The organism is Streptomyces sp. NRRL WC-3742 (assembly GCF_000720635.1).
Lineage (GTDB): Bacteria > Actinomycetota > Actinomycetes > Streptomycetales > Streptomycetaceae > Kitasatospora.
The window spans coordinates 1-1681 of record NZ_JOCF01000157.1; the positions used below are offsets into that span (position 1 = coordinate 1).

At 67.1% G+C, this 1681-nt stretch carries 1 protein-coding gene; it reads right to left on the reverse strand.

The features are described 5' to 3' along the window. Positions 1-576: 576 nt before the first annotated feature. On the reverse strand, positions 577-1236 hold the full coding sequence (locus IH61_RS43775) for a rhomboid family intramembrane serine protease (protein ID WP_078911752.1): 660 nt from the start codon (positions 1234-1236) through the stop codon (positions 577-579). Positions 1237-1681 lie beyond the last annotated feature (445 nt).

Below are 1681 nucleotides of genomic sequence, written 5' to 3' on the forward strand. Positions count from 1 at the left end.
CGTAGCGCAAGGCGGAGGAATCCTGACCAACACAAACAAGGCCCCCGGTCAGCACTGTGCAGGCAGTGCCGGCCGAGGGCCTTCATACGCACTGGGGTCGCCAGCGGAGGTTGTCGCTGGTGGTAGCGAAATCGAGCCGCGACGTCCTGTAGGAGAGGGACGACCGGCCGGGTGACCTACCCGGGCCAGAAATGTTCGGTCTCGATGACACTGAGCGTCTGTCGGCCCGAGCCAGTGGAGCAGTGGGCCTTCTGGCTCCAGTCCCGCACCACGGTCCGCCCACCGGGCCTGCGTGCGCGGAATCGCCGATCGCCAATGCGTGCACGCTCGCCACGCGCGACCAGTCATTTCCGGCCGACCTGCTCGCCGCCATGGCGGAGGAGGCCGAGAAGGTCGTCGCCGCTGACGGGTAGCTTCACAGCGGCAAGTGGAACGCGGCTGTTAGCGACTCGGTCGACCGCTTCGCCGGACAGGCCGATCTCGCCGCCGTCGTCTCGCGGTGTCAGTGGCCAGTTGTAACTCCCCACAGGCGGCCAGTTCCTGGGGAACTATCTGGCCGCCCGCCGTCACGCTGAGTCAGACCGCCAGGGGCGGGCGGGCAGGAGTTGCCAGTCCGACTCCCAGCGCGCTGCCGACAAGAAGGCCCATGCCGTGGTTGTTGGTGAGGAGGCAAAGGACAAGACCCGCGGCGGGGATGACGAGAGCCACCCGCCGCAGGGCGACGACGCTGCCGCGCGCCGTGTACCAAGTGGCGAGTGCGCCGACGAGGCCGCAGATCGCCACGGAGTCCCCGCCTCCTTGGGGGCTCCAGCCGGCCATGCTCACCGCCTGCGCCGTCACGCCGCTTGCCGTAAAGACCAGCAACGTCCGCCAGGAGCCGAACTGCCGCTCGGCGAGCGGAGCGACAACCGCGAGCGCGGCCAGGTTGAACAGGAGTTGGAACCAGCCCGATGACTGCACCATCAAGGCGGTCACGGCTCGCCACCACGCACCATGAGGGTGTCGCTCGAGCGCATCGATCACGGCGGGGGCAGCCGTCTGGGCCACGCCGAGCACCGCCATGGTGGCCACCAGCCCCGTGGCGGCTCTCGGGAGAGGCTGCCGCCACGCCCGCAGCAAGGCCAGGGGAGGAGACATCTCCTCGCAGTCCTTCGTGGCGAGCGTCGCCAGGAGTTGGATGCCCGACACGATGACGACCACCGCGCACCCATAGAGCAACACACTGTTCATGTTCATGATCGAAGTCTGTCAGATGGTGCAGCTGCACCGACAAGCACAGCCATGCGAGTGACAAACGCAATGCCCCTGTCCCTGCCCGACAGCGTCAACGACACGGAGAGTGACACGCCAACTGGCCGTACGTGGGGAATTCGTACTGGCCGCCGTTATCGCGGTCCACCGGCTTGGAGGTCGAGCAGCCCCACACAGGCGGCCACATCGCTTACACGGAGGAGCAGTTCCTCGACTGCCACGTGGACGAGTTCGGCTTCGGCGAGGCGAACCTGATCCTCTACCCGAAGCACGTTCGCCCCGCCGGCCTCCTCCAGCACACCCGGAGCACCCCATGGAACGCACTGTATTTGACCCCAGTGCGTATGAAGGCCCTCGGCCGGCACTGCCTGCACAGTGCTGACCGGGGGCCTTGTTTGTGTTGGTCAGGATTCCTCCGCCTTGCGCTACG

Bases quoted from the DNA above. Each gene is read 5' to 3' on its own strand.
- IH61_RS43775 (WP_078911752.1), bottom strand. From the start codon at position 1,236: ATGAACATGAACAGTGTGTTGCTCTATGGGTGCGCGGTGGTCGTCATC.